The sequence below is a fragment of the Arthrobacter sp. B0427-1-12 genome (assembly GCF_059092905.1).
On the sequence record NZ_JBNHIC010000022.1, the window covers coordinates 1 to 24,418 of the forward strand.

25 protein-coding genes are annotated in these 24,418 nt (G+C 67.1%); 13 read left to right on the top strand and 12 right to left on the bottom strand.

The features are described 5' to 3' along the window. Both AC5RWU_RS13820 and AC5RWU_RS13825 read right to left on the bottom strand, forming a co-directional pair. The coding region (locus tag AC5RWU_RS13820) for an S-layer homology domain-containing protein (protein WP_494037032.1) at positions 1-937 on the bottom strand (937 nt) is incomplete at its 3' end. Positions 938-1,376: 439 nt separating this feature from the next. Then, positions 1,377-2,396 carry an NAD(P)-dependent alcohol dehydrogenase gene (locus AC5RWU_RS13825; RefSeq protein ID WP_494031808.1) on the bottom strand — a complete coding sequence of 340 codons (1,020 nt, stop codon included), beginning with the start codon at positions 2,394-2,396 and terminating at the stop codon, positions 1,377-1,379. Positions 2,397-2,532: 136 nt separating this feature from the next. Here AC5RWU_RS13825 and AC5RWU_RS13830 point away from each other — a divergent pair, with 136 nt between their 5' ends. Continuing rightward, complete coding sequence (locus tag AC5RWU_RS13830; RefSeq protein ID WP_494031809.1) at positions 2,533-2,808, top strand: DUF2277 domain-containing protein; 276 nt, start codon at positions 2,533-2,535, stop codon at positions 2,806-2,808. 61 nt (positions 2,809-2,869) lie between these two features. On the opposite strand, the gene AC5RWU_RS13835 is transcribed toward AC5RWU_RS13830, so the two are convergent. Beyond that, entirely contained in the window at positions 2,870-3,337 is a 468-nt protein-coding gene (locus AC5RWU_RS13835) for a VOC family protein (RefSeq protein ID WP_494031479.1), read from the bottom strand. A gap of 140 nt (positions 3,338-3,477) precedes the next feature. Between AC5RWU_RS13835 and AC5RWU_RS13840 the strand changes: the two genes are divergently transcribed. Then, positions 3,478-4,638, top strand: a complete 1,161-nt coding sequence (locus tag AC5RWU_RS13840; RefSeq protein ID WP_494031480.1) for an alanine racemase — start codon at positions 3,478-3,480, stop codon at positions 4,636-4,638. A gap of 173 nt (positions 4,639-4,811) precedes the next feature. Continuing rightward, complete coding sequence (locus AC5RWU_RS13845) at positions 4,812-5,456, top strand: hypothetical protein (protein ID WP_494037033.1); 645 nt, start codon at positions 4,812-4,814, stop codon at positions 5,454-5,456. Between the two features lie 43 nt (positions 5,457-5,499). Here the strand turns inward: AC5RWU_RS13845 and AC5RWU_RS13850 are convergent, their stop codons facing one another. Further along, positions 5,500-6,426: a helix-turn-helix transcriptional regulator gene (locus AC5RWU_RS13850; protein WP_494031482.1), complete on the bottom strand. Its 927-nt coding sequence runs from the start codon at positions 6,424-6,426 to the stop codon at positions 5,500-5,502. 171 nt (positions 6,427-6,597) lie between these two features. Here AC5RWU_RS13850 and AC5RWU_RS13855 point away from each other — a divergent pair, with 171 nt between their 5' ends. Further along, positions 6,598-7,620, top strand: a complete 1,023-nt coding sequence (locus AC5RWU_RS13855; RefSeq protein ID WP_494031483.1) for a zinc-dependent alcohol dehydrogenase family protein — start codon at positions 6,598-6,600, stop codon at positions 7,618-7,620. 26 nt (positions 7,621-7,646) lie between these two features. On the opposite strand, the gene purB is transcribed toward AC5RWU_RS13855, so the two are convergent. Next, complete coding sequence (purB, locus tag AC5RWU_RS13860) at positions 7,647-9,077, bottom strand: adenylosuccinate lyase (protein WP_494031484.1); 1,431 nt, start codon at positions 9,075-9,077, stop codon at positions 7,647-7,649. A 229-nt stretch (positions 9,078-9,306) separates the two neighbouring features. Between purB and AC5RWU_RS13865 the strand changes: the two genes are divergently transcribed. From AC5RWU_RS13865 to AC5RWU_RS13875, 3 genes are all read left to right on the top strand, one after another. Next, positions 9,307-9,612: a hypothetical protein gene (locus AC5RWU_RS13865; protein ID WP_494031485.1), complete on the top strand. Its 306-nt coding sequence runs from the start codon at positions 9,307-9,309 to the stop codon at positions 9,610-9,612. A gap of 140 nt (positions 9,613-9,752) precedes the next feature. After that, positions 9,753-10,817 (top strand): hypothetical protein, encoded by a 1,065-nt coding sequence (locus AC5RWU_RS13870; protein WP_494037034.1) that lies wholly within the window; start codon positions 9,753-9,755, stop codon positions 10,815-10,817. Next, on the top strand, positions 10,741-11,277 hold the full coding sequence (locus AC5RWU_RS13875; protein ID WP_494031487.1) for a hypothetical protein: 537 nt from the start codon (positions 10,741-10,743) through the stop codon (positions 11,275-11,277). Before AC5RWU_RS13870 ends, AC5RWU_RS13875 begins: the two co-directional genes overlap by 77 nt. A 48-nt stretch (positions 11,278-11,325) precedes the next feature. On the opposite strand, the gene AC5RWU_RS13880 is transcribed toward AC5RWU_RS13875, so the two are convergent. From AC5RWU_RS13880 to AC5RWU_RS13890, 3 genes are all read right to left on the bottom strand, one after another. After that, complete coding sequence (locus AC5RWU_RS13880) at positions 11,326-12,903, bottom strand: MFS transporter (RefSeq protein WP_494031488.1); 1,578 nt, start codon at positions 12,901-12,903, stop codon at positions 11,326-11,328. A 100-nt stretch (positions 12,904-13,003) separates the two neighbouring features. After that, positions 13,004-13,642: an alpha/beta hydrolase gene (locus tag AC5RWU_RS13885; protein ID WP_494031489.1), complete on the bottom strand. Its 639-nt coding sequence runs from the start codon at positions 13,640-13,642 to the stop codon at positions 13,004-13,006. A gap of 12 nt (positions 13,643-13,654) precedes the next feature. Then, positions 13,655-14,626, bottom strand: a complete 972-nt coding sequence (locus AC5RWU_RS13890) for a ring-cleaving dioxygenase (protein ID WP_494031490.1) — start codon at positions 14,624-14,626, stop codon at positions 13,655-13,657. 189 nt (positions 14,627-14,815) lie between these two features. On the opposite strand from AC5RWU_RS13890, the gene AC5RWU_RS13895 reads away from it, so the two are divergent. The 5 genes from AC5RWU_RS13895 (at position 14,816) to AC5RWU_RS13915 (ending at position 20,162) form a co-directional block, all read left to right on the top strand. After that, positions 14,816-15,289, top strand: a complete 474-nt coding sequence (locus tag AC5RWU_RS13895) for a MarR family winged helix-turn-helix transcriptional regulator (RefSeq protein WP_494031491.1) — start codon at positions 14,816-14,818, stop codon at positions 15,287-15,289. A 376-nt stretch (positions 15,290-15,665) separates the two neighbouring features. Further along, positions 15,666-17,561 carry an amidohydrolase gene (locus tag AC5RWU_RS13900; protein ID WP_494031492.1) on the top strand — a complete coding sequence of 632 codons (1,896 nt, stop codon included), beginning with the start codon at positions 15,666-15,668 and terminating at the stop codon, positions 17,559-17,561. Between the two features lie 27 nt (positions 17,562-17,588). Then, positions 17,589-18,368: a hydrolase gene (locus AC5RWU_RS13905; RefSeq protein ID WP_494031493.1), complete on the top strand. Its 780-nt coding sequence runs from the start codon at positions 17,589-17,591 to the stop codon at positions 18,366-18,368. A 49-nt stretch (positions 18,369-18,417) separates the two neighbouring features. Further along, positions 18,418-18,936, top strand: coding sequence for a DoxX family protein (locus AC5RWU_RS13910; RefSeq protein WP_494031494.1), 519 nt, complete (start codon positions 18,418-18,420; stop codon positions 18,934-18,936). A gap of 2 nt (positions 18,937-18,938) precedes the next feature. Then, on the top strand, positions 18,939-20,162 hold the full coding sequence (locus AC5RWU_RS13915) for an MFS transporter (RefSeq protein ID WP_494031495.1): 1,224 nt from the start codon (positions 18,939-18,941) through the stop codon (positions 20,160-20,162). A 53-nt stretch (positions 20,163-20,215) separates the two neighbouring features. Here AC5RWU_RS13915 and AC5RWU_RS13920 read toward each other — a convergent pair whose 3' ends face one another. Then, entirely contained in the window at positions 20,216-21,286 is a 1,071-nt protein-coding gene (locus AC5RWU_RS13920; protein ID WP_494031496.1) for a maleylacetate reductase, read from the bottom strand. A 159-nt stretch (positions 21,287-21,445) separates the two neighbouring features. On the opposite strand from AC5RWU_RS13920, the gene AC5RWU_RS13925 reads away from it, so the two are divergent. After that, on the top strand, positions 21,446-22,201 hold the full coding sequence (locus AC5RWU_RS13925) for a M50 family metallopeptidase (protein WP_494031497.1): 756 nt from the start codon (positions 21,446-21,448) through the stop codon (positions 22,199-22,201). Positions 22,202-22,231: 30 nt separating this feature from the next. Here AC5RWU_RS13925 and lepB read toward each other — a convergent pair whose 3' ends face one another. The 3 genes from lepB to AC5RWU_RS13940 are packed head-to-tail and all read right to left on the bottom strand — an operon-like array spanning position 22,232 to position 24,337. Beyond that, positions 22,232-22,705, bottom strand: a complete 474-nt coding sequence (lepB, locus tag AC5RWU_RS13930; protein WP_494037035.1) for a signal peptidase I — start codon at positions 22,703-22,705, stop codon at positions 22,232-22,234. Between the two features lie 28 nt (positions 22,706-22,733). Further along, entirely contained in the window at positions 22,734-23,489 is a 756-nt protein-coding gene (locus tag AC5RWU_RS13935) for a multicopper oxidase domain-containing protein (protein WP_494037036.1), read from the bottom strand. Beyond that, positions 23,486-24,337 carry a multicopper oxidase family protein gene (locus AC5RWU_RS13940; protein ID WP_494037037.1) on the bottom strand — a complete coding sequence of 284 codons (852 nt, stop codon included), beginning with the start codon at positions 24,335-24,337 and terminating at the stop codon, positions 23,486-23,488. The genes AC5RWU_RS13935 and AC5RWU_RS13940 overlap by 4 nt, the downstream gene beginning before the upstream one ends. Positions 24,338-24,418: the final 81 nt, after the last annotated feature.

The following is a 24,418-nucleotide window of genomic DNA, read 5'->3' on the forward strand; positions in this document are numbered from 1 at the left end:
GGCGGAACAGGAAGGCTGCCATGGCGTCGCGGTTCACGGGCTGGACCGGGCGGAAGGTGCTGTCCGGGAAGCCGGTGGTGATGCCCAGATCGGCCAGACGGGCGATCTCCGCAGCGAACTGGGTGTCCGCGGCGACGTCGGTGAACGGGGTGGCGACCGGTACCGGGTCAACCGGCGGGTCGACCGGTGCCGGATCCACCGTGGGCTCGGCAGGCGAAAGGCGTCCGGCGATAATGAACTGGTCGGTTTCGCCTAGGACGACCGCGGTGTACAGGCCCGCCGGATCCGCTCCGGTCAGAGCCACTTCCTGATGGCCGGCATGGACCACAGCGGGATCCAGGGCGGTCGTCACGGCCGGCAGATTGCCGTTGACGGTGTACGTCTCCGTGTAGACCGGGGTGGCGCCGTTGGTATCGACGGCGATGTACTTCAGGACCGTCTCGACAGTCGGATTGCCGGGGTTGCCGTTGCCGGGGTTGCCGTTGCCGGGGCCAGCCGGGTCGGCGGGGTCGATGGGCGGGTCGACGGGGGCGGGCACGCCAACCGTTACGAGTGCGCCGTGTGCCGGGTTTCCGGCGGCCGGTGCCCATTCGGTGCCGTTGGTGACGTTGCCTTCGGCGTCCACGGCCGGGTCCGTGCTGTCAATGGTGTAGACGAGCTTGGATTCGGCCGGGAAGGAGGACTGGATCTTGACCTGCTGCGGTGAAGCGTACAGGCCGCCGGGAATGTTGACGCCGGCCTTCAGTTTGGCGATCTTGCCCTGGATCGTGAACAGGTCCGTCTGAACGGACTTCACACCGGGTCCGCCCGCGTTCGGTCCTTCGATCCGGAAGACGTTGGTGCCGTAGGGGCTGCCGGTGACCGTGGTGGGTGTGACGCCGTCGCCGAAGGAGCCTCCGGCGAATCCGGGAAGACCAGGAGACTCCGGTGTTGTCATTTCCGACACCGGTGCGGGAACTGTAGGGAGCTGTTCTAGATACAGGAGAGCCCGCCTATCCCACTTACCGGCTGGCTTTTCCCGATGGGAGGAACGGCAGATCCCTGAACCGGGCCCGTCACTTCTTGGCACGATGGATCAGGCTCCCACTCCCCTCAAGGGTGGGAGCCCGATCCATCTCGGTGTCCGAACCGTTCAAGATAGGAACACCCCCCAGCGTGAGTGACACATCCTGTAATCACCTTGGAAAGCAACACGCCCTGAACGGTCATTGCGACTGTCTTAGGACAGGGGCCAGAAACCGATTGCGGAATCAAAGCGGTCATGAAGCGCAGTTCGCGGGTTTCGACGGCCGCGATACTCAAGCCGGTTGTTCCCTGCAGGATGTCCGCACCATCCCGGGGTTCACCGTTTCTCGCTCCCGCAACCACAGTACCCGCTACGGCCGCACGACAGCCTTGAGCGCGCCCGGACGCGACCCCGCCTCCAGGGCGGCAGCGACGTCGTCGAGCCCGTGGTGCGAGGTGACCAGGCCGTCCAGGTCCACCAGCCCCTGCGCCGCCAGGGTGATCGCCGTCGGCCAGGTGTTGGCGTACCGGAAGGTGCCGGTGATGGCCAGCTCGCGGTTCTGCACCAGCGGCACCGGCAGGGCGATGGTGTCCGCGCCCATGCCCACCAGCACGCACCGGCCGCGGGGTGCCAGGCGCACCAGGCCGGACAGCACCGCAGCCTCGGCACCGGTGGCGTCGATGAAGACGTCGTAGCCCGAGCCCCCGCCGGGAGCCGGAGCGTCGGCGGCTGTAAAGGAGTGCCGCGCCCCGTACTTCGTGGCTAGCTCCAGCCGCTCCGCCCGGACATCCGTCAATGTCACCTCCGCACCGGCAAGGTGGCAGACCTGCGAGACCAGCAGTCCGATCGGCCCGGCGCCGGCCACCAGCACCTTGGCGCCCAGCTGCACCTGCCCGGCAGAGCGGGCGGCCAGAGCGACGCTCAGCGGCTCCAGCAGTGCGGCGGCATCGTCGGACACCGAATCCGGCACCGGGTGGCAGAACGCGGCGGGATGGACTGCGTATTCGGAGAAGACACCGTCCACCGGCGGGGTGGCAAAGAAGCGGACGTTGGGATCCAGGTTGTAGCAGCCGGCCAGGCTCTCGGCGGACAGCGGATCGGGGATGCCCGGTTCCAGCGAGACCCGCTGGCCGACATGGCGGCCGGTGACGCCGTCCCCGAGCGCAACGATCTCGCCGGAGGGCTCGTGTCCCAGCACCAGCGGCTGTTCGACGATGAACGTGCCGATCCGGCCCTCGCGGTAATAGTGCGTGTCCGAGCCGCAGACCCCCACAGACCGGATCCGGACTAGGACCTCCCCGGGCCCGGGACGCGGAATGGTGCGGTCCTCGAGGCGCAGTTTGCCGGGGCCGTGGAGGACGGAGACCTGCATGGTTCCGGGAGTGCTCATGAATTGCTCCGCTCATTTGAGTAGATACTGCTGCTCAAATGATATAGGCCGGTTGTGGCTCAGGCCACATCTATGCCCGACCCGGTGTGAAAGCGCACACTGGAAAGAGACACACGAGCCAACAGGGGAGCCAGCCATGTGCCGCAACATCCATACGCTTCACAACTTCGAACCGGCCGCCACCAGCGAAGAGGTCCGGGCCGCCGCGCTGCAGTATGTCCGCAAGATCAGCGGCACCACCAAGCCGTCCAAGGCGAACGAGGAGGCCTTCAACCGGGCGGTCCACGAAATCGCGCATGCCACCCAGCACCTGCTGGACACGCTGGTGACCACCGCCCCGCCGAAGAACCGCGAGGAGGAGGCTGCCAAGGCGAAGGCGCGTTCGGCCGCCCGGTTCGCCCAGGTGGGCTGACTCAGGTACGACGGCGGTGGGCCGGGTGCGCAGCCCGGCCCACCGCCGTCGTACCTGCCGGTTACAGCAGTCCCTGGGAGCCGGCTTCGGCCTGCTCGGTCCCCGGCCCGACACCGTTGTTGGCGATGGCCTCCGGCGACATCCACAGCAGTTCCCAGACGTGCCCGTCCGGGTCGGCAATGGACGCGCCGTACATGCCCGGCATCTGCTCCTTGGCCGGCACGTACACGCTGCCGCCGCTGGCTTCCGCCTTGGCGACGAAGGCGTCGACCTCCCCGGCGGAGCTGCAGCTGAGGCAGTTGAGGACCTCCTTGGCGGCGGAGCCCAGATGGGCCGAACCGCCCTCCGGGAGGAAGCCCTCATAGAAGTCCTTCCGCAGCAGCATAACGACGATCTCGTTGGAGACGACGACCGCGGTGCACTCGTCGCTGCTGAAGGCCGGGTTCTTGGCGAAACCGAGGCCCAGGTAAAAGTCCTCGGCCTTCTTCAGGTCGGCGACGGGCAGGTTGGGGAAAATCATGCGGTTCATTGGGCGGTCCTTTGCTTGGCGTGGGGGTAGGCTGCTCGGACACCGACCGAACATAGCCCTTGTTCACGAATACACCCGGCCTCATGCCACCACAATGGGATGAGCCGAAAAACTTTGCCCTCAGGAGAGGACCGGGCCTCATGCCGCACCTTGACGCCTCGCTGCCGCTGGACACCCTGCCGCAGATGCTGCTCGACGTCCCCACGATGGAGCGGAACATCGCAGTCAAGGAGGCGTGGGCGTGCGCTCACGGCATGGTGCTGGCCCCGCACATCAAGACCACCATGACCCGGCAGATCGTTCAGCGGCAGCTGCCCGGCGCGTGGGGCGTCACGGTCGCGACGCCGGCGCAGGCGCTGCAGGCGGCCGCGTGGGGCGCAGAGCGGATCCTGATGGCCAATGAGGTGGTCTTCCGCCCGCACCTGCGCCAGCTGCGCCACTTGCTGGCGGGGTCTGAGTCGCTGCAGATCTACTGCCTGGCCGATTCCGCCGCCGGCGTGCGGATCATGGCAGAGGAGTTCGACGGCGCGTCCCGGCCGCTGCGGGTGCTCGTGGACGTCGGCACTCCGGGCGGCCGCACCGGCATCCGTTCCGCAGACGAGGCGCCGCCGCTGGCCCGGCGGATCGCCGGGGCGTCCGGGCTGCTGTTGGCGGGAGTCAGCGCGTACGAAGGCGTGGCCCCGAACCTGCGGACCGCGGACAACCTGGCGCGGGTGGACGCGCACTGCCGGCAGGCCCGGGAGGTGTTCGACGGCCTGCGGCCGCTGGTTGAGGCGGACCTGCCGGAAACCGAAGCGCCGGTCTTCACCATCGGCGGCTCGGCGTTCCAGGACCGGGCGGCCCTGTTCCTGCCCACCGGCCCGGCGGTCAATGTGCTGCGCTCCGGCTGCTATGTGGTGCACGACCACGGCACCTACGCGGAGGTCTCCCCGGTGGAGGGGCTGGCCCCCGCGGCGGTGGTACGCGCCCTGGTGATCTCGGCGCCGGAGCCGGGGCGGGTGGTGCTGAACGCGGGCAAGCGGGAGCTGGCGTACGACGCCGGCCTGCCGATGATCGTCGCCTGTCACCGGAACGGGGTGGAGCTGTCCGGGACGGTGCCGTCCAGGGCCGTGCCGTCCGGTTGTGGCGGCACCGTGGCAAAGCTCTTCGACCACCATGCGGTGGTCGACGACGTCGCCGGTCTGGAGGTCGGGGATACCGTGGATCTGGGGATCTCCCACCCGTGTTCGCTGTTCGACCGCTGGCGCGACATCGTGGCCGTCAACGGCGCCGCAACCGAAACCTGGCACCCCGTTTTCTAGGCCCAACCCTTCGCCCCTCCCGGCCCCCATCGCCGAAACCTCAGTTTTTGCTGGATTCAGGGGCCAAACCCGGTAAAAACTGAGGTTTCGCGGGAAATGTTCCTATAGACAAGTCCTCATTGCTGGCGCAGGGTTAGACCGCTACCAGGAAGCAGGATTTCTTGCCTGAGAGGATGGCCAAGATGACTGATGCTGATGCCGAAACGGCGGCCCGCTGGGCTAAGGTTACGAGGATCGCTGAGGGGATCACCGATTATGGCATCGGTAGGGCCGTTCGGGCGTACTTCCTGCTGTACCTGCCCGTCGGTGTCATCGTCCTGACCGGCATTGGTTTCCTCATCTCGGTACTCATCTTCGGGAACATCCGGGAGCAGTGGCCCCTGCCTCTGGTCATGGGCCTTTTCCTCTCGTCCATGGGAACCCTGGTCGGGGGCCTCGTGTATGCCAGCAAACGGGTGAATCCACAGGTGCGCCCGCAACGGTCGGGGGCACTGATCTGGCTGGAGAAGTATGAGCAGAAGAAGATCCGGAAACAGATTTACGGTCGAATCCCTCCGGTGCAGGAACAGTTGGCCGTTGCCCGCGGCGCGGCTGTTCAGATCCGGCAAAGCCTTGCCCTGCAATTGCTGATCGCACCGGGATATATGCTCATGGCTGCAGGACAGCTGTTGAACGCTCCGGACAGCTTTCTGAACGCCATATGGATTTCGCTTTTCGGGATCTTCCTCGCTGTGTACGTCATGACCATCTGGCAGTTTCATCAAACGGGCCGGTTCCTGGAACGCACTGCAGCTTCCGTCCACACCGAAGCGCCTTAGATCTGTGAGAGGACGGCCGGTTTGTTGGCACACCCGGCACCCGTCAGCGGGTTGTTTCTTCTGCCGCCGTCGTTGTCTTGGTGTTCGCCGTGGTGCGTTCGGTTGCTGCCCAACTGGCGAGCAGTTTCAGTTGGTCCTCGGACGCGCTGCCTGGTTCGGCGGTGTAAGCCGTCAGAGTGTGAACCGTCTGGAAGGACGTGGGCAGCTGCAAGGAGTAGTAGGTGAGTTCCAGCGCGCCGACGTCGGGGTGGTGGAACCGTTTGACCCCACCGTGGTGCAAACGGACGTTGTGCTGAGCCCAGCGCGTGCTGAACTCCGGGCTGAGGGTAGACAGTTCGCCGATCAGATCACGCAGCACTTTGTCGTGGGGGTGCCGGCCTGCTTCGGCGCGCAGCAGCGCGGCGGTGGAGTCAGCGGCAGCGTCCCAGTCGGCGTAAAAGTCGTGAGAGGCCGGGTCGAGGAAGTTGTACCTGGCGAAGCTGGCCTGACCGGTATCAGAGACGGAAACGCCGGTGAACATGCCCGAGTACATGGCCCGGCCCAGCGAGTTGGCTGCGACTATCTCCAGCCGGCCGTTGTTCACGAATGCCGCCGACAGTGTCATCGAGTCCAGCAGCCACTGCACGCTGGGCGGGATATCAGGTGCCCTGCGGCGACGCGGCGAGCGGGCGGCTGGGCGGGCGGCTGGGCGGGCGGATCGAGCCAGGGCGAACAGGTAGGTGCGCTCCTCCTCATCCAGATGCAGCGCTTTCGCCACTGCCTCCAGGACGTCTTCGGAGACGCCGCTGATGTGTCCCTTCTCCAGCCGGGTGTACCACTCAGTACTCACCCCGGCCAGCACGGCGACCTCTTCACGGCGCAGCCCGGCCACCCGTCGGCGCCCGCCGCCGGCGGGCAGCCCAACCTGCTCCGGAGTCAGCCGGGCACGTCGGGTGACCAGGAAGTCACGGATATCGGAGCGGTTGTCCACATCTCCATGGTAGGAGTTCCTGTCGAGGAAGGGAGGTTGTACGTGTACCCCCATAAACTCGACCTCCCGCACGGGTGAAAAGCCCGGTTGAATGGTGCATGACCATAGGCAAAGCCTCCCGATCCCGGGCCCGACTCGGTTCCGGACTTCCCTACATGAACAGGAGCACCCATGCGTGGAGTAGTTATGCACACCGCTGGCGACGTGCGCGTCGAGGAACGTGAAGACCCGAAGCTCATCGAGCCCACGGACGCGATCATCCGGCTGACAGCGACCTGCATCTGCGGATCCGATCTGTGGCCCTACCGGGGTATCGAACCGGCCGACCACCAGGTGATGGGGCACGAGTACGTCGGCGTCGTTGAGGAGACCGGCGCGGACGTGAAGAACGTCAAGGTCGGCGACTTCGTCGTCGGCTCGTTCGTGATCTCGGACAACACCTGCGAAATCTGCCAGGCCGGATTCCAGTCCAAGTGCGTGCACGCTGAGTTCGTGTCGCAGACGATCGGCACCCAGGCGGAGAAGGCCCGCATCCCGTACGCGGACGGCACCCTCGTTCCCACGCCCGGTCAGCCGGATGAGGATCTCATCCCGTCATTGCTGGCCGCCTCCGACGTGCTCGGCACCGGCTGGTTCGCCGCCACTGCCGCACAGGCCGGTCCCGGCAAGACCGTCGCCGTCGTCGGCGATGGAGCGGTCGGCCTGATGGCCGTCCTCGCGTCGAAGCAGATGGGAGCCGAACGGATCATCGCCATGTCCCGTCACAAGGACAGGCAGGAGCTGGCCCGCTACTACGGCGCCACCGACATCGTGGAAGAGCGCGGCGAGGAAGGCGTTGCGAAGATCAAGGAACTCACCAACGGACTCGGCGCTCACTCGGTCGTCGAGGCCGTCGGCACCCAGGAATCGTTCATGCAGGCTGTGGGCGCCACGCGTGGCGGAGGACATCTCGGATACGTCGGGGTCAACTACGATGTGACGATCCCGGGCATCGAGCTGTTCTTTGCCTGCATCCACACCCTCGGTGGTCCCGCTCCCGTGCGCCGGTTCCTGCCGGATCTGATCCAGCTGATCCTGGACCGCAAGATCAACCCGGGCAAGGTCTTCGATCTCGAATTGCCGCTTGAACAGGCTCCCGAGGGTTACAAGGCGATGGACGAGCGCCGCGCCGTAAAGGTCCTGCTGCGTCCGTGATGCCTGCTGCCGCACGAGGGAGCGTCTTATTTCAAGTGGTCCACCAGCTGCGCCGCGATGCCCGTGTAGGTCGCCGGGGTCAGCTCCAGCAGACGCTGCTCGGCCTCCGCGGACAGGCCCAGGCCGGAGACGAACTCCTTCATCCGGGCTGCATCCACGCGGTGGCCGCGGGTCAGGTCCTTGAGCCGCTCATACGGATTCTCCATGCCCGGCGTTCCGGCGATGGCTTCGGCGCGCATGACCATCTGGATGGCCTCGCCCAGCACCTCCCAGTTGGTGTCCAGGTCCTGGGCGAGCACATCCTCCGCGACGTCCAGGTTGGCCAGGCCGCGGGTGACATTGGAGATCGCCAGCAGGGAGTGGCCGAAGGCGACGCCGATGTTGCGCTGCGAAGAGGAGTCGGTAAGGTCGCGCTGCCAGCGGGAGGTCACCAGGGTCGCGGCCAGCGTATCCAGCAGCGAGCAGGAGATCTCCAGGTTCGCCTCGGCGTTCTCGAAGCGGATCGGGTTGACCTTGTGCGGCATGGTGGAGGATCCGGTGGCGCCAGCCACCGGGATCTGCCGGAAGTAGCCGATCGAAATGTAGCTCCACACGTCCGTGCAGAAGTTGTGCAGGATGCGGTTGAACCGGGCCACGTCCGCGTACAGCTCCGCCTGCCAGTCGTGGGATTCGATCTGCGTGGTCAGCGGGTTCCAGGTCAGCCCCAGCCCCTCCACGAAGCTCTTCGATACGGCCTGCCAGTCGGCGGAGGGAACCGAGGCGTAGTGCGCCGCGTAGGTGCCGGTGGCGCCGTTGATCTTGCCCAGGTATTCGGTCTTCGCGATCCGGGAAAGCTGGCGCTCCAGCCGGTGCGCGACGACGGCCAGCTCCTTGCCCAGCGTGGTGGGGGTAGCCGGCTGCCCGTGGGTGCGGGAGAGCATCGGTACCTCACGCGTGGATTCAGCGAGCTTGACAATGTCCGCCACCAGGTGTCGGGCGGCGGGTAGCCAGACGTGCTCCACCGCGCCCTTGACGCCGAGCGCGTAGGAGAGGTTGTTGATGTCCTCGCTGGTGCAGCCGAAGTGCACCATGGCGGTCAGGTTCGCAATACCGATATCCGCCAGCCGCCGGCCGATGTAGTACTCCACGGCCTTCACATCGTGGACGGTGACCTTCTCGATCTCCGCCAGTTCATGGACGGCGTTGCCGTCGAAGTGCTTGACGATGTCCCGCAGTTTCTGCTTCTGCCCCTTGCTGAGCGGTGCTGTGCCCGGCAGGACGGAGTGGTCGGCGAGGTGGATCAGCCACTCCACTTCCACATGCGTGCGGTCGCGGTTCAGTGCCGCCTCGGATAGGTAGTCCACCAGCGGCGCCACCGCCGAATGATAGCGGCCGTCGAGTGGCCCGAGGGCGATTGCGGGGGAAACGGAGGTCAGCGCGGTGCGCCCATCGGAAAGCAGGTGTGCGGAATCAGCCATGTTCCCCATTGTTCCCCATTGTTCCGCGATGTTCCCTACCGACTCCCTCTAAAGTTCCCTATCTACTCCTGCACACCGCCAAGTACGACGGCGGCAGTCCACAAAGCACGCAGGTCGCCTTCAGCCGCCTCCCGGCCGCGGTCTACCGTCGATGGACACGGATGCCGGACCGGCTTCCAGTCGCAACCCAGGCAACGAACCCTGGCCAAGAACCCAGGCAAAGGAGGACATGGTGACCGGATCGGGAAGCCCGCATTTCACCGGCGGGTTCTGCGGAACGCCGGGCTACGAGGCAGAACAGGCCGGCGGAGAAATCACGGCGCTGGCCGGAACGGTGGACGGCATCGCGGACAGCCTCGGTGCCGCCGCGGCGGTGGAATGGGATTCCGCGGCGGCGGACATCTTCCGGGACCGGGTCGGCGACCGGCAGACGCAGCTGCGCGGCGCCGCGTCCCAGCTGCGGGGCGCGGCCGCCACGGCCCAGACCCACGCCGAGGCGGTTCACAGTGTCGAGCTTGCCGAGGGCGGCCTGTGATGTCCGGGGACCAACTGCATGTCCGCGGCGGCCACGGCGGCACCCGCTTCGGCTGGGACCAGCTGCTGCTGGCCGCCGCGCTGCTGGACGGCTAGGCCGGCGACATCCACCCCGTCACCCGGCGGATTGTGGAACTGGGCGTGATCCTGGGCCCCGGTGCCGCGCTGTCCCCGCCGACGCACTATGCGCTGAGCACGGACCTTGAGGACGCCAGACGATCCCTGATGGCCGCCATGGTGGAGCTGCAGATCCTGGCGGACCTGGTGCGGATCAGCCACGAGACCTACTTCGCCGCGGACTCCTACCTGGATGAACAGGTACATCTGGCCAAGAGCCAGGTGGCGCATTCCGCGGGCGGCCACCTGGGCCTGGCGCTGGCACCCCTCAATCCGCTGGCCATGGCCGGAACCGTGGGCTTGCAGGCCGGGGGAGGACTGCTCTATGCAGAGGCGGTCGGCTACCGCGGGGCCACCGAGGATGCGATCAATGTCTCCCCGGAGTATGCCGGCGGCCTGATCGGCCTGCCGCCGGGGATGCTGAATTCACGTCTGCAGACCGCGGACAAGGGCGGTTCCGCCGAGCGGCCGCTGGCCCTCAGCTATGCCACCTGGGTCCGCGCTGCCGGAACGCTGACGGGAATGACCGATTCCGGCCGGTTGGATTTCCGCCACGTATCCTCCATCCCGGCCGGTGCGGACACCGGCAGCGCACTGCGGCGGACCCCCAACACGGTCAGCGACATGATGTCCGGAGTGCACAACGCCTACACGGCGCCGGATGAGGTCAAGATCCGGGAAGTGGAGACCATGGAGGGCCGGAAAGTCTGGATCGTGGACATTCCCGGAACGCAGGACTGGAGCCCCGATTCGGCCAGCGTCTACGACGTCGAAGGCGCCGTGGGCGGCCTGGCGCTCGCCGAAGGCCCAGCCGGGGCGGCTGCGGATACCGGGCAGGATACGGCGGCGCTGGCGGAGGAGCAGCGGCAGGCGACGCTGGTCATGGAACTGGTGCAGCAGGCCATGGCGGACGCAGGCGTCGCCGCCGACGAGGCCGTGATCCTCAACGGCCACAGCGCCGGCGGTATCCACGCCGCTCGCCAGCGACCCGGCCTTCCTCGCCCGGTACGACGTGCAGTTCCTGCACGTCGCCGGTGCGCCAATCGCCCATTTCGACGTCGGCAGCAACGTCAAGGTGCTGGCGCTTGAGCACGTCGACGACGTCCCTTCCGGTCTGGACGGTGCAGCCAACCCGGACCTGCCCAACTGGACGACCGTGACGTCCACCGCCGGGACCAATGAGCTGGTGGATCCGGCAGCGCGGGTAGGCCAGGCGCATGACATCGGCCGCTATGTGGAACAGGCCGGCCAGGTGGATCAGCTGGGGCAACTGTCGGCGGCCGCCCAGCCCGGACATATCTCCGCAGCAGCCCACACCGCCGCGCTCGCCGCGGTTATTCCCTCGGTTGCGAAGGTCACCGTCCACACGTACCGCGGCACGGATGCTGTCTATCCCAGGGCAGACCGACGCCGGGTTCCCGCACCGCCGCTGACCGCACCGACCTCCACCGTGGGGCCCCGGATCGTCGCTCCGCGGACCGCTGGGCCGCTGAGGGTGGGGCTGCCGCGGTTGCAGGCTCCGCCGTCAGTGGCTCCGCCGCCTTCGTGACCGCACGACAGGGAGCCCAAATCCGGACGGAGTCCTGAAGCTGGCGCCCTAGGCGGGGAGGAGCCAGCTGGTGCTGGGCACTTCCGAAGTTTTGTCCAGCGCCTGGGAGAGCAGATTGCGGTCTTCACCGGTGAGCCGGTCCTGTTCCTGGCGCTGGTATTCGCGCCAGGACGGGAGGGTGTAGATCTCGGTAAACCGGGTGCCGTCTTCGGCGGAGCGAAGGAGTTTCCAGTCGGTGGCGCCGGTGCGCAGCCGTGAGAGGCGGACCTGTGTCATGGCGGCGGTGAACTCTTCGGCCTGGCCAGGGGCTGACTTGTAGGTGACGAGGATGGTGACCGGTCCGGCGCCGGGCTCGGGCGTGGCTGTTTGGCTGCCGGCGTCCTGCGGGGTCCGGGCTACGGTGCGGTCCAGTTGGCCGGTGCCGGGAAGCAGGGGCCAGATGGTGATGCTGGCGGCGGTGAGCACGAGCAGGATGGCGCTGGCGGCCAGTGTCGGTGCGTAGCCGATGGCGGTCGCCAGGGCTCCCCAGAGGAAGGCTCCGATGGCCTGGGTGCCCATCATGACAAAGAGATAGGTGGACAGGCCGCGGGCACGTACCCAGTGCGGCAGGGTCAGCTGCATCACCGAACTGAAAGTGGACAGGCTGCCGATCCAGGCGGCACCGGCGATGACCATCAGGACGGCCACGGCAGCGGGCGGCAGGTAGCCGGCGGCTGCCGTACCCGCAGCGAATAGCAGCGCGGAGAGGGCCAGCACGGTGTTGTGGGTGGCACGGGCACGGATCCGGGGCAGGGCCACGACCCCGAGCAGGGCGCCGGCTCCGAGTGCGCCCAGCAGCAGGCCGTAGCCGGCCGGCCCCATGTTGAGGTGTCCGTCCGCGGCAACGGGCAGCAGGGCCCACAGGGCCCCGGCGGGCGTGGTGAACAGGGCGGTGCGCAGCAGGATCCGTTTGATCCTGGGGGCGGAGCGGATGTACCGGAGCCCGGAGGCCAGTGCTTCGCTGACGCTTTCCCGCCCGGTGGTATCCCGGTCGGGGCTGCGCCAGAAATACACGGCCGCGGCCGCGGCGATGAAGGACAGGGCATTGAGCCCGAACACGAAGGCAGGGCCGGCCCAGGCGACCAGCACTCCGGCTGCGGCCGGCCCGACAGCCCGGGCGGCGTTGACCGTCACACCGCCCAGGGCCGCGGCCGACTGGATCTCGGCGCGCGGAACCAGGTCCGGCTGGATCGCTTGCCAGGCAGGTCCGCTCAGGGCGACACCGGCGCCGATGAGGAACGTATAGACCAGCAGGGAGGCCGGATCCAGCAGGCCCGCCACTGCGCTGACGGTCAGGGCCGCGGCGGCCAGGGCGGCGAAGATGTTGGTGCCGATGATCAGCCGGCGCCGGTCGAAGGCGTCCGCCAGCACCCCTGCCATCAGGGACAGCAGCAGGGCCGGTGCCATGTTGGCCGTCTGCACCAGGGCCACGATGGTGGGGCTGGCATCGGCTTCCACCAGATACCACTGGGCACCGACGGTCTGCATCCAGGACCCCACGTTGGAGCCCAGCTGCGCGAGCCACAGGATGAGGAAGGCGCGGCGGCGAAGCGGCGCCCAGGGCGATTCGACGGCAGGCGGTTCCACGTTGGGTCCTTCCGGATGCGGGATGTTTGCTGAAGATCTCCGGGGCACGCCTAGAAGGCCCCGGACGGGGGCGCCCCACGCGGGGCGCCCCCGTCGGCGCTTAGGCCTGGCGGGTGAGCCAGTCCTTGGCGGCGGCCAGGTCGGTGTGGGTGATGCCGTGGCCTCCGGGGCGAAGGACCTGCTCGGTCTGCGCATCGGCCCGGTTCAGTGCGGTCACCAGTTGGCTGATGCTGGCCAGCGGGGCCATGGGATCGGTGTCACCGTTCAGGACCAGGATCCGGCTGCCGGTCAGGTCAGCGGCGGTGTCCCGTTCTCCGAGCGGGTACATGCCGGAGAAGGCGATGACCCGGTCCAGGTTCTGCGGGTGCAGCAGGGCGGTGGCCAGGGCGATGTTGGCGCCGTTGGAGAAGCCGACGGCGATCAGCCGGCGGTCCCGGATCCCGTAGTATTCGACGGCGGCGTCGATGAAGCCGGCCAGCTGCCCGGCGCGGGCGGTGACGTCGTCGACGTCGAACACGCCCTCCGCGTGGCGGCGGAACCAGCGCAGCATGCCGTGTTCGGCAACCTTTCCCCGGGGTGCGAGCACCCCGGCGTCCGGATCCAGCTCGGTGGCCAGTGCGGCGATGTCCTGTTCATTGCTGCCGGTGCCGTGCAGCATCAGCAGCACCGGGGCGTCCGGGCTGCTGCCGGGGCGGTAGAGGTGCGGCCAGCCGGTGACCGTATCGGTTGCAGTGCCCATCGGGTGCCTCCCCTACCGTACGGCCGCAGCCGGGTTGTTCTCGGCCGGCAGCTGGATCCGGGCCACCGAGGCCTCGATGTCCTCGCGGGTGGGCTCGAGCCACGGCGGCAGCTTCAGGGAGCGTCCCAGTTCCAGCAGCGGCTCGTCCACGTCGAAGCCGGGAGTGTCGGTGGCAATCTCGAACAGCACACCACCGGGCTCACGGAAGTAGATGGAGGTGAAGTACTGGCGGTCCAGGATGGCAGTGACCCGGTAGCCGCGCCCGGAAAGTTCCTGCCGCCATTGTTCCTGGGTTGCGGTGTCCGGGACCCGGAAGGCGATGTGGTGGACGGTGCCGCCAGCGGTCAGTCCGCGCTCGGCGGCCGGATCAGCGATGACATCGACAATGTTCCCCGCCCCGCCGGCGCCGGCGGCCAGCCGGGTGCGGTTGCCGGCCTCGCCCACGATCCGCAGCCCCAGATCCTCCGTCAGCACGGCCAGGGTTTGCTCCGCATCCCTGACGGTCAGCACCGAGGAGTGCTGACCGCGCACCGCGTACTGGGCCGGCACCGAGGCCGAATCCCACGGGTTGCGCGGATCAGCGGTCGAGGAGGCGACCAGGTCCAGTTGCAGGCCGTCGGGGTCCCGCAGCGACAGGCGTTCCTCGTCGGCCGAGACGCGGGTGATCTGCGATTCCACCCCCAGGGCCCTGAAGTGGTTCCGCCACCAGCCCAGCGTCCCTTCCGGGACCGAGAACGCGGTGGAGGTGGACTGCCCGGAGCCGATGCGGCCGGCGGCGACTCCGCCCCAGGGGAAGAACGTCATCAGGGTACCGGGCCGTCCGGCCTCGTCCCCGTAGTACAGGTGGTAGGTGGACGGGTCGTCGAAGTTGACGGTCTTCTTGACCAGCCGCAGGCCCAGGCCCTGGATGTAGAAGTCGATGTTGGCCTGCGGGTCACCGGCAATGGCGGTGACGTGGTGCAGACCCGAAGTGTTCGCGGTCATGGTAATCCCTCCCGGGGTTCGGTCCCAGCCGGTCGAGGTTCCAACCGGACGTGATGTTCATGCAAACACATCTTTCCAGACAATTATTTCCTAGCAAAGTTTAATGGGCGTCCGCGGTCTGTGCAGGGGAAATTATTTTCTGGAAAGAAGCTTGCTAGAAAGTGTATACTGGGGGCGGAAAGGACTGTTATGACCACTTACCGCTCCCGAAACGCCGACAAACAGGATCTGGATGCAGTAACGCAATGGGGTCTTGTGATTGAAGGCTTCCAGCTGACGAACAAGAAGCTGCATAGCGCCATCGCCGCCGCCTTCACCCTCGACCCCGCTGAGGCGGAAACCATGCTGAGGCTGGGCCGTAGTCCGAAATGCCGGATGCCCATGGCCGCCTTGGCGCGGGAGGCGGCATTCAGCAGTGGAGGCTTTACGAAAATTGCCGATCGACTGGCCAAGCGGGATCTGGTGCAGCGCACCCCTTGTGTCGATGACCGCCGTGTGACGTATCTGGAGTTGAGTGCTCAGGGGCGAGAGGTTGCGGAGGAGCTGCGCTGCCTGGTTGCGGACATTGTCCGCTCCACCTATATCGATGTCCTCGGTGCTGAACGTGCCGCGATGGTCGCCGAAGCTATGGCTGAACTCCGGGAGGCCCATCGGGATTCATAGGAGCCTGCCGGGTTGCGTGGCGGGATGCATCCCGCCTCCGAGAATATACATTGCGCCGGGACATGTTCGGGGCACTTGGGTCTGAAGAGGCCTGGGTGCCCCGACGTCTTTTAAGGCCCACTGGGGAGCTCGCGAGGGGGCCGTGACACCTTGGGACTGGCTGGAAAATCCTGCCGGGTCCTCGTGTGGGTTCCCTGCAGTGCTTCCTTCCGATACTTCTTTCTAGCAAACCTCTGATTTGGAAATAGTTTGCCAGCAAGGTAAGTTGTATTCATCGGGTCCCGGACAGGGCCGGAGCGCAAGGCTTCGGAACAGGGGCCTGCGGACCGGAAGGCCCGTGTACGTCATTCGTGACATCGGATTGGAGGTGGGTGTAATGCCCACAATGCCTGTGGCAGGGATTGTTCCCGGAACAGATGTGGAACAGCCTGCGGACATCGTCGTAAGAAACGCCAAAATCTATACTGGGGACTTGGCGCGTCCGGCGGCCACCGCCGTGGCCGTGAAGGACGGCAAGGTCGCCGTTGTCGGTGATGATGCGGACATCCTGAAGGTGACCGGCCCCGGCACCCGGATTGTCGATGCCCAGAACCGCCGGGTCATCCCCGGGTTGAACGATTCACACCTGCACGTGATCCGCGGCGGACTGAACTACGTGCTGGAACTGCGGTGGGACGGTGTCCCGACGCTGAAGATGGCCCTGCAGATGCTGCGCGAGCAGGTCGGGCGCACCCCCAAGGGCCAGTGGGTGAGGGTGGTCGGCGGCTTCAACAAGGAGCAGTTCGCCGAGAAGCGCCTGCCCACAGTCGCTGAACTGAACGAGGCGGCCCCGGATACCCCGGTCTTCGTGCTCAACCTGTACCAGTCGGCCCTGCTGAACCGGGCGGCGGTCAAGGCCGCCGGCTACACCAGGGACAGCGCCGGCTTCAAGGGCGGACAGATCGTGACCGGCCGGGACGGGGAACCGACCGGCATGCTGCTGGCCGCCCCGAGCGCGCTGATCCTGTACTCGACGCTGGCCAAGGCGCCTGTGCTGGAGGACCCGGAGGAGAAGAAGAACTCCACCCGGCAGTACCTGCGGGAGCTGAACCGGTTCGGGCTGACCTCGGCGATCGACGCCGCCGGCGGATTCCAGAACTTCCCGGACAACTACGGCACGGTGATGGAGCTGGCCAACGAGGGCAACCTCTCGGTGCGCATCGCCTACCACCTCTTCCCCCAGACCGTGGGACAGGAGCTCGATGACCTGAAGCGCTGGGTCGGCATGATCAAGCCCGGCGACGGGGACGAGTACCTGCGCCTGAACGGTGCCGGCGAGAACCTGACCTGGGCGGCGGCGGACTTCGAGAACTTCTCCCAGCCGCGCCCGGAACTGGCCTCCGACTACGAGGTCGAGTTTGAAAAGGCCGTGCGCCTGATGCTCGAGAACGGCTGGGGCTTCCGCCTGCACGCCACCTACAACGAGACCATCGAACGCGACCTGGCCGTCTTTGAGAAGCTGGCAGCCGAGGGCCTGTTCCCCGGCAACAGCCGCTGGCTGTTCGACCACGCCGAAACCATCAGCCCGGCCAGCCTGGACCGGGTCGCCGCCCTGGGCGGTGCGCTCTCGGTCCAGAACCGCATGTCCTTCCAGGGCGAGGCGTTTGTGGAGCGCTACGGCGCCGGCGCGGCGGCCGAAGCCCCGCCGATCCGCCGGATGCTCGACCGCGGCCTGACCGTCGGCGCCGGCACGGACGCCACCCGGGTCTCCTCCTACAACCCGTGGGTGGCCCTGCACTGGCTGGTGTCCGGACGGACCGTGGGGGACACCCTTATCTACCCGCCCGAAAACCGGGTCTCCCGCGAGCAGGCCCTGGAAATGTACACCGTCGCCGGGGCCAAGCTCTCCGGTGAGGACCACGTCAAGGGCATCCTGCGCGAAGGCTTCTACGGTGACCTGAGCATCCTCTCGGATGACTTCCTCACCGTGGAGGAGCGGGACATCCCGCACATCGAGTCGCTGCTGACCCTGGTCGGCGGGCGGATCGTCTACGCGGCCGGCGACTACGAGGGCCAGGACGAGCAGCTGCCGCCCATCAGCCCGCTGTGGAGCCCGGTGGCCCGTTTCGGCGGCTACCAGGCCACCGCCAAGCCCTCCAGCACCGGCGGCCGGCAGGCCGAACTGCTCGCCCAGGCCGCCGCCGAATCCGAACAGCAGCGCCAGTGGCAGATCGCCCGCGGCGGCGCCGCCCCCATGGTGTCCTCCGACGCCTTCGAAACCCACAGCCACTAAACCGCATCCACCAGAACCACTGAGCCCATGACCAGAAAAAGCCTGTTCGAAATCCTTCGCACAGTATTCACCCAGACCACAACCACCCACACCACCGGCACCAACAGCGCCGGTAACAACACCAGTAAAGGAAACAGGACAATGGGAAACGTCAACTTCGACAACGTCAAGGCCGTTCCGAGCCAGGACCTGATCACCCCTGAGAACAGTGTCTTCCTCTTCGTGGACCACCAGCCGCAGATGTTCTTCGGCGTCGGCAACGCCGACCGCCAGTCGATCATCAACGCCACCGTCGGACTGGGCAAGGCCGCCAAGGCCTTCAACGTCCCGACCGTGCTGACCACCGTGGCCGCCCAGACCTTCTCCGGCAACCTGCTGCCGGCCCTGGCCGAGGTGTTCCCGGGCCAGGAAATCATCGACCGCACCACCATGAACGCCTGGGAGGACGAGCGGGTCGTCGAAGCCATCAAGGCCACCGGACGGACCAAGATCATCCTCTCCGGCCTGTGGACCGAGGTCTGCCTGGTCCTGCCGGCGCTGTCCGCACTGGGCCAGGGCTACGAGGTCTTCGTGGTCGCCGACGCCTCCGGCGGCGTGAGCACCGAGGCGCACGACCTGGCGATCCAGCGCATGGCCGCGGCCGGCGCCGTGCCGGTGACCTGGGTCCAGGTCCTGCTCGAGCTCCAGCGCGACTGGGCCCGCGGCGAAACCTACGGCCCCGTCTCGGAGATCGTCAAGGCCCACGGCGGCGCCTACGGGCTGGGCATGCACTACGCCGGTGACTTCCTCGGCGGAAACGCCGGCTGAAGCACTGTCCGTACACCGAAACACCAGGAATGAGTGAAGGGACCGGATCATGAATGACGACGTCGGCATGCTGCTGCTGCGGGCAGTCATCGGACTGCTGATCACCGGCCACGGCGTGCAGAAAATCTCCTACCGCCTCGGCGGCAGGGGACTGCAGGGCGGCATCGACGAGTTCAGGGCCGACGGCTTCCGCGGCGGCGCCCTCACGGCGCTGGCCGCAGGCATCGGCCAGATCGGGTCCGGTCTCTTCCTCGCCCTGGGTGCGCTGACCCCGCTGGCGGCCATGGCCGCCATCGGTGTCATGACGGTCGCCGTGACCGTCAAAACCGGCAACGGGCTCTGGGTCCAGCATGACGGCTACGAATACCCGCTGGTGCTGATCACCATCGCCGCGGCCCTGGGCTTCACCGGCCCCGGCGCCTACTCCGTCGACGCCGCCCTGGGCATCGACAACCCGCCGGTATGGGCCGGCGCCGCAGCCCTGGCCGCCGGCGTGGCCGCCGGACTGCTCATGCGCCTGGTCCTCCACGACCGGACCGGCCGGCAAACCACCCGAAAGGAGCCATGAGAATGGCCCGCACACCCAAAACCGGTTACGGGGCCTCCTTCGCCATCATCGCGGCCACGTTCGCGCTGCTGACCACCGGCGGCACCCTGCCCATCCCGCTCTACACCCTCTGGGGCGCCGACTTCGGCTTCGGCGCCGAAACCACCACCTGGGTCTTCGCCATCTACGTCCTGGGCACCCTGCTGGCCCTGGTCTTCTTTGGCGGCCTCTCCGACCAGATCGGCCGCCGGCCGCTGGCCATCGCCGCGCTCGTGCTGACCATCGCCTCCACCGCCTCCTTCATCTTCGCCGCGAACGTGCCGATGCTGTTGGCCGGCCGCCTCCTCAGTGGCGTCGGCGTCGGACTGATCACCTCCGCGGCCACCGCCGCCCTGTCCGAACTCCACAAGGGACAGAACAAGGCCTTCCCGGCGATGATCTCCACCGCCGCGAACATGGGCGGGCTCGGCCTGGGCCCGCTGGCCGCCGGCCTGTTCGCCCAGTACCTGCCCGCACCCACCGTGCTGGTCTTCACCGTCTTCCTCGCCCTGGTCGCCGCGGTGACCGTGCTGACCTTCTTCGTCCCGGAAACCCACCCCCGCAGCCCGGGCCGGAAAATCAGCTGGGCACCGCGGGTCGGCGTCCCGGCCCAGGCCCGCACCGTCTACTGGAAGTCAGCGGTCGCCGTCGTCCCCACCTTCACCCTGCTCGGCCTGTTTTCCAGCCTCACGCCGCGCTTCATCGCCGAAACCCTTCAGGTTCATAACCTGGCCGTGGCCGGACTGGCGACCTTCATCCTGTTCGAAACCGGTGTCACCGCCCAGCTGCTCTTCCGCTCCCGTCCGGCCCGGAAGAACCTGCTCACCGGCCTGCCCCTGCTGATTGCGGCCCTGGCCCTGGTGCTGGCCGGATTCCTGGCCGGCAACATCATCCTCTTCGGCGCCGGCACCGTCATCGGCGGCTTCGGCGCCGGCCTGGCCTTCATGGGCGGCCTGGGCCAGCTCACCGGCGCCGTCCCGCACGAGTCCCACGCCAAGAGTGTGGCCGCGTACTTCATCGCCGCCCAGTCCGGCCTGGCCGTGCCCGTCCTGTCCATCGGCGCCCTGACCGGACCGCTCGGACTGACCGGAGCGACCGCCGCCGTCATCGGCGCCGTCATCGCCCTGGCCGCCATCGCCTGGGCCATCAACCTCCGCAAAACCCGCAGCACCGCCGGCGCGCACCACGCACCGGCCCACGCCCGGTAACCGCTCCTGCAGGCCATAGGCAGGTGCGGCGGGGAAATTCCCGCTGGACCTGCCTATTGTCCGGGCCGGTCCCCGGCCCAGGCAGCGCGGAGCAGGCCGGTGAGGTTTTCGATCGTGACCGTACGGGGGTTGGACTCGGGGATGTACGGCAGGATCAGCTCCGCCGCTTCTTTAAGATCGGTTTCGGCCAGGCCATAGTCCTTCAGCGCTGTGGGCGCGTCCAGCGCGGCCCGCAGGGTGTTAAGGCTTTCCACGGCGGCAGTGCCGCCCAGCGCGCCGGCAATCCGTTCCGCAGCTTCCGGAGCTGTGCCGGCATTGAAGGCCAGCACATAGGGCAGCACCACCGCATGGGTCTGGGCGTGCGGCAGATCGAACCGTCCGCCCAGGACATGGCAGATTTTGTGATGCATTCCCGACCCGGCACCGGCAAAGGCAACCGCCGCCAGATACGTCCCGTACAGTGCGTCCTCCCTGCCGGACAGATCCCGGGCGTCCGCCTTAATGGCCGGCAGGGCCCTCGCCAGTGCACGGGCCCCCTCGGTCGCCAACGCGGCATTGATCGGATCCGCGCCGGGAGCCCACAGCGAATCAACACAGTGAGCCAGCGCGTTCAGCCCGCTGGCAACGCTCAGCTCCTGCGGCAGCGACAGCGTCAGGGACGGATCATAAATCACCGTTGCCGGCAGCACCCGCGGATCCACCCCGGTGGTCTTCTTCCCGCTCTCCGTCAGCCCCCACACATTCGTGGCCTCCGAACCGGCATACGTCGTCGGAACCGCCACGATCGGCAGCCCCGAGGTCAGCGCAACCGCCTTGGCCAGACCCGTGGCCGAGCCGCCGCCGATGCACACCAGCAGGTCAATCCCGGCATCGGCCGCAGCCTGGCGCGCCCGCTCCGCGTTCCCGACCGGAACATGCTGGACGACATCGTCATAGACCAGGGCAGCATCCAGCCCGTCAAGGACGTGGGCGACGCGCTCCAGTTCCCGCCCGGTCGCGATCACCATCGTCCGGGCAGCGCCGCGCCTCTCTACCTCCTGGGCCAGGAACCCGCCCGCCCGGCCGGTGCCGAACAGCACCCGCTGCCCCAGCGTCTCATGCTCAAAAACCAAACCATCCGCCATCCCAACCCTGCTTTCTGTTCGTGGCAATCAACCCGGGTAATGTCATCGGCAGCGCAGACAACCTGCACCCCCTAATATTCCATCCCATATCTCCACGGCGGCAGTATGGGAGGCAGCATCCGGCCGCGATGCCCAAGCCGCCGGACAGGAAAACACGACGTGAACATAGCCGATAACCTGCCGTCAGTGCTCGGCCAATGGTGGGACAAGGTGCTCGCAGGATTCGCTCCCGGCCTGCCCGTTGCCGTCAGCCCGTTGATGCTGGGCATCATCGGGGCAGCTGCCCTGGCGCTCACGGTGCCCCGGGCCATCTGGCGCTGGTTCGGGCTGTTCGTCACCGTCGTCCACGAACTGGGGCACGCCTTCGCCGCCCTGATGACAGGGCAGATCGTCAAGGGAATCCGCCTGCGCTTCGACCACTCGGGAACAATGCACAGCCTTGGCAGGAGCCGTGCCGGCTCCGTCTGGTCCGGCTTCTGGGGCTATCCGACGCCAGCCGTCGTCGGAGCCGCGCTGGTGTGGGCCGCCTTCAGCGGCTGGGCGTCGCTGGCACTCTCGCTCAGCGCCCTCCTGCTGCTGGCCACGCTGCTGTTCGTCCGCAACTTCCACGGCGCCGTGATCGCCCTGGCCTGCGCCGCCGTCGCCGGAATGCTGGTCTGGTATACGCCGCCCGGGTTCGCCGGTCACGTGACACTGGTGACCGGCATTGCGCTCCTGGCCGGGGCGATCCGGGCCTGGGTGAACCTGGCCACGGTGCACTTCAGGCGCCGGCGGGACGTCGGGAGTTCCGATGCCTATATCCTGTCCCGCCGGACCGGCATTCCGTCGCCGGTGTGGCTGGCCGGCTTCGGCGCAGTCATCGTGGCCGCCGCATTGTCCGCAGCGGCCACGATGGCAGCGGCCTTCGGCGGGTAGCGCCGGTAGGCCAGAGCAGACCAAAGCACGCTAGCTGCGGTCCCCGAAAGGCAGGGTCAGGATCACCGTTCCGTGCACCAGACCGGCGTCAACTGGCCCGAAATCGCGGGAGTCGATCGACTCAAGGCGGTTGTCCCCCATGAGGAAGATCTGTCCCTCAGGTACAGTGACCGGACCGAAGAAGATGCCGCCCATATTGTGCATGTCGACATTCGGCTCCTCGACGGGATTGCCGTCGACCACGAGCTTTCCGCCGTAGAGTTCCACGCTCTGTCCGCCGGTCGCGACGACCCGCTTGACAATGGTCGCGCCATCCACCGGACTGCTGACCGTCACCAGGTCGCCAGCCTTGATGCCGACAAGCGCGGGCGCCAGCTTGTTCTGGATAATGACGTCGCCCCGCTCCAGGGTGGGCTCCATGCTTTGGGAGGAGACGGTGCCCGGCTGCAGGACGAAGGTCCTGATGACCACGATGAGCAGTATCGCCGCGGCCACCAGGATCATGTTCCGGGTCCGGTGCGCCGTACTGTTGCTAGGTGACCGGGATGTCCAGGACAGATCGGGCAGAGTTGATCGGGTCGTTCGGATCGGGCTCACCTTCCTTCAAACCGACGCGGAACTGGACCATCATGTCGTGGTCCTCGTGCGGCAGGTTGTGGCAGTGGACCATGTAGCGGCCCTGCCGGTGCTCGAAGCGCATGATGGCTTGGATCTTCTCGTTCTCCCCGACGTACATGACGTCCTTGGGGCCTTCTTCATACGCAAACGCGGGCTGGCCGTTGCGGCTGAGGATGTGGAAGTCCACCAGGTGGATGTGGACCGGATGGAACCAGCCGCCGGACTTGTTCTCGATCTCCCAGATCTCCACGTCGTCAAGGTCAGGATTCGCCCAGGCCCACTGGAAGTTGCTGGCGATCACATCGGCCCAGCTCTTGCCGCTGAGCTTCCACTCGCCGTTCTGCCGCTCCACGATCATGTTCCTGGTCATCCTGGACTCCGCCCGCCTCAGTAGCATGGGCTCGCTCCCGGCGAGGACCGACGGCAGCGTCAGAGCGCTCGGATCGTTGCTGTCGAAGGCTTCGTCGGTTACGACGAACTTCATCACCTTGTCAGTATCGTTGTAGTCGATATTGAACGGATTGGACAGGTTCTGCAGCACGATTTCCTGGCCCGGCCGGTACTTGGAGAAGTCGATCAGGAATTCGTACCGCTCGGAGTTGGCGTGGCGGTATTCCAGTACTGGCTGGGCCTTGGGCATGAGCCCGCCGTCGGTGGCCACCATGATCATGGGGTCCCCGGTGCTGAGCCGGAACCGGAAGGAGCGGGAGATGTCGCAGACCAGCACCCGGAACCGGTAGATCCGCCGTTTGACCTGCACACCGGCCAGGGCACGCCGTTGGCCAGGACCACGTCGCCCCACAGGCCGGAGTGTCCGTGGTCGTCGTAGGCCGCGGTACCGTCGGCGCGGAACTGGATGTCGGAGACCAGCAGCGGAACATCGAACTCCCCCTGCGGCAGCAGTGCCCGCTCTACCGGATCATGGAGCTGGTACATGCCGAGCAGGCCGGAATAGGCGTTCTGGGCGGTGAAGTGCACGCCATGGTCGTGGTACCACAGCGTCCGTGCCGGCTGGAAGTTCGGGTAGTGGTAGTCCTTCCTGAACCCGGGCTCGGTGACGTCGCTGGCATAACCGTCATACTGCGGCAGCGACGCGGACCCGTGCAGGTGCGTCGAGGTGGCCAGGGGCGTGCCGTAGACCGGGTGGGTCTTCGGCAGCTGGTTCCGCATATTGACTACCGCTTTGGTGCCCTGGTCCACCCTGATCGTCGGCCCCGGGAAGATGCCATTGTACCCCAGGATGGGCGTCTGGACGCCGGGCAGGAATTCGGCGGCGGCAGCCATCTCCGTGACCGTGTAGTAGTTCATCGGCTGACCGTCTTCGGGATCGACGCCGGTCCGGTCCGGGGCCAGGTACGGCGGAATGACGAACTTCTGTGTGAACGGCGGCGGGATTTTCGACGCGGACAGGGAACTGGCTGATTTGGCGCTGATCGAGGTCAGCGGCACGGACAGCGCGGTGGCCCCAAGCGCACCGAGTCCCCCCATCGCCAGTAGGTTGCGTCGGCTGATAGACATGATGGATACATCCCTTCTTTGCACATGGCCCCTTACCATTTGCTGGGACGTACACCGGGAAGTGGGTCTACCCCCGACGGT

Excerpts from the sequence above, each read along its gene's own strand:
- AC5RWU_RS13825 (WP_494031808.1), bottom strand. The coding sequence starts at position 2,396 with ATGAGCACTCCCGGAACCATGCAGGTCTCCGTCCTCCACGGCCCCGGC.
- AC5RWU_RS13830 (WP_494031809.1), top strand. The coding sequence starts at position 2,533 with ATGTGCCGCAACATCCATACGCTTCACAACTTCGAACCGGCCGCCACC.
- AC5RWU_RS13835 (WP_494031479.1), bottom strand. The coding sequence starts at position 3,337 with ATGAACCGCATGATTTTCCCCAACCTGCCCGTCGCCGACCTGAAGAAG.
- AC5RWU_RS13840 (WP_494031480.1), top strand. The coding sequence starts at position 3,478 with ATGCCGCACCTTGACGCCTCGCTGCCGCTGGACACCCTGCCGCAGATG.
- AC5RWU_RS13845 (WP_494037033.1), top strand. The coding sequence starts at position 4,812 with ATGGCCAAGATGACTGATGCTGATGCCGAAACGGCGGCCCGCTGGGCT.
- AC5RWU_RS13855 (WP_494031483.1), top strand. The coding sequence starts at position 6,598 with ATGCGTGGAGTAGTTATGCACACCGCTGGCGACGTGCGCGTCGAGGAA.
- purB (WP_494031484.1), bottom strand. The coding sequence starts at position 9,077 with ATGGCTGATTCCGCACACCTGCTTTCCGATGGGCGCACCGCGCTGACC.
- AC5RWU_RS13865 (WP_494031485.1), top strand. The coding sequence starts at position 9,307 with ATGGTGACCGGATCGGGAAGCCCGCATTTCACCGGCGGGTTCTGCGGA.
- AC5RWU_RS13885 (WP_494031489.1), bottom strand. The coding sequence starts at position 13,642 with ATGGGCACTGCAACCGATACGGTCACCGGCTGGCCGCACCTCTACCGC.
- AC5RWU_RS13890 (WP_494031490.1), bottom strand. The coding sequence starts at position 14,626 with ATGACCGCGAACACTTCGGGTCTGCACCACGTCACCGCCATTGCCGGT.
- AC5RWU_RS13895 (WP_494031491.1), top strand. The coding sequence starts at position 14,816 with ATGACCACTTACCGCTCCCGAAACGCCGACAAACAGGATCTGGATGCA.
- AC5RWU_RS13900 (WP_494031492.1), top strand. The coding sequence starts at position 15,666 with ATGCCCACAATGCCTGTGGCAGGGATTGTTCCCGGAACAGATGTGGAA.
- AC5RWU_RS13905 (WP_494031493.1), top strand. The coding sequence starts at position 17,589 with ATGACCAGAAAAAGCCTGTTCGAAATCCTTCGCACAGTATTCACCCAG.
- AC5RWU_RS13910 (WP_494031494.1), top strand. The coding sequence starts at position 18,418 with ATGAATGACGACGTCGGCATGCTGCTGCTGCGGGCAGTCATCGGACTG.
- AC5RWU_RS13915 (WP_494031495.1), top strand. The coding sequence starts at position 18,939 with ATGGCCCGCACACCCAAAACCGGTTACGGGGCCTCCTTCGCCATCATC.
- AC5RWU_RS13920 (WP_494031496.1), bottom strand. The coding sequence starts at position 21,286 with ATGGCGGATGGTTTGGTTTTTGAGCATGAGACGCTGGGGCAGCGGGTG.
- lepB (WP_494037035.1), bottom strand. The coding sequence starts at position 22,705 with ATGATCCTGGTGGCCGCGGCGATACTGCTCATCGTGGTCATCAGGACC.
- AC5RWU_RS13935 (WP_494037036.1), bottom strand. The coding sequence starts at position 23,489 with ATGATCATGGTGGCCACCGACGGCGGGCTCATGCCCAAGGCCCAGCCA.
- AC5RWU_RS13940 (WP_494037037.1), bottom strand. The coding sequence starts at position 24,337 with ATGTCTATCAGCCGACGCAACCTACTGGCGATGGGGGGACTCGGTGCG.